1 protein-coding gene and 1 pseudogene are annotated in these 1166 nt (G+C 34.6%); both read right to left on the bottom strand.

Translation table 11 applies throughout. The annotated features are described in order from the left end of the window. A pseudogene (locus Q0370_RS00775) lies at positions 1-344 on the bottom strand (radical SAM protein); the annotation flags it as partial. 6 nt (positions 345-350) lie between these two features. After that, on the bottom strand, positions 351-1166 hold an 816-nt coding region (locus Q0370_RS00770; protein ID WP_299570751.1), incomplete at its 5' end, for a DUF2470 domain-containing protein.

The following is a 1166-nucleotide window of genomic DNA, read 5'->3' as shown; positions in this document are numbered from 1 at the left end:
TCCTTACTTTTCATATACGGAGTTTTTCCATACTTTTCAAATTCTGATACAAGAAAATTTGTGTAATCTTCCAAATCATTGTCAATCTGCTTTCGGTTCAAGTTACAAAATGAACAGATTTTATCGCAGTATGGAGTATGGACGTAAATTGTTCCAAGTTCATTTTCCGCAGGTTTCTCCATTCTTTCCAGCAGTTCCGCTTCTGTTCCAAATTTCTTATTTTTCCTGAAATAATCCGATACGATTCCCGCCGAATCGTTATGTGACTTAAATCTTTTTGGGAAGATTCCCTGCTCCTCTAGATTTGGCTCTGAAATTTTACCTTTTTGCATTTCCTTTGGCATTTCTTTTCAGCTGTTTTCCGACGCTCCCAACATAACTTCCACAACTCTTCTATCCTTTGTAATATCAAAAGCCTGTCTAGGTCCTTTCACATATCTTCCGCTTATTAATTTTGCTTTTACCAAATGAAAAACTGGCACGTTTCTAGTCATTTGTATTGAAAAGTCATTTTTCTGAAATTCGTCCAAAATTTCGTTATAGTAATCATTTTTTTCTAAAAACTGAATTTCTACATTGTATGTAACTCTTTGTCTCATTGATGGAACTATTGCCTGTCCTTCATCCTGAATAAACATCAAGCTTGCTTTCCCATTTTTCTTAAAACTTTCAAAATAGACTTCTGTTTCATTGATATACAGATAACTGTCCCCATGATACTTAAAAAATGGTGCATAACTTGCATTCGGCTCTCCTTCTTCTGATACAGTTCCAATTATAACCGATTTAAAGTTTCCAATAAAATCACTTATTTCCATTTTCATTTTTTCCTCTTCCTGGTGCCCCTTGTCCTTGTAATGTTCGGGTGCAGGCACATTCAAAGCTTTTCTCGCAATTTTTGCCATCTTTATCATTTCCAGATGGATTCCTTCAAAATCAGTTTTTTTTGTAAATTTAATCTGAACTCTCTCATTTCCGTTTACAAGCAAAGTCATTCCCTCTTCATTCACATCAACCAGCTTTGCTTCCTTCACATCTTCTCTCTTGCAAAAATGCCTTACATACAAAGGCAAAACATCCCCGTGATCGTTATTCATATGATCCAAAATTCTTTCTATGCTTATATCCATTTTTTCACTCCTTCTATTTTGATTTAACAAATTTTC

The organism is uncultured Leptotrichia sp. (assembly GCF_938036635.1).
Classification (GTDB): domain Bacteria; phylum Fusobacteriota; class Fusobacteriia; order Fusobacteriales; family Leptotrichiaceae; genus Leptotrichia; species Leptotrichia hongkongensis.
This window is presented reverse-complemented; position numbering and strand designations above follow the sequence as displayed.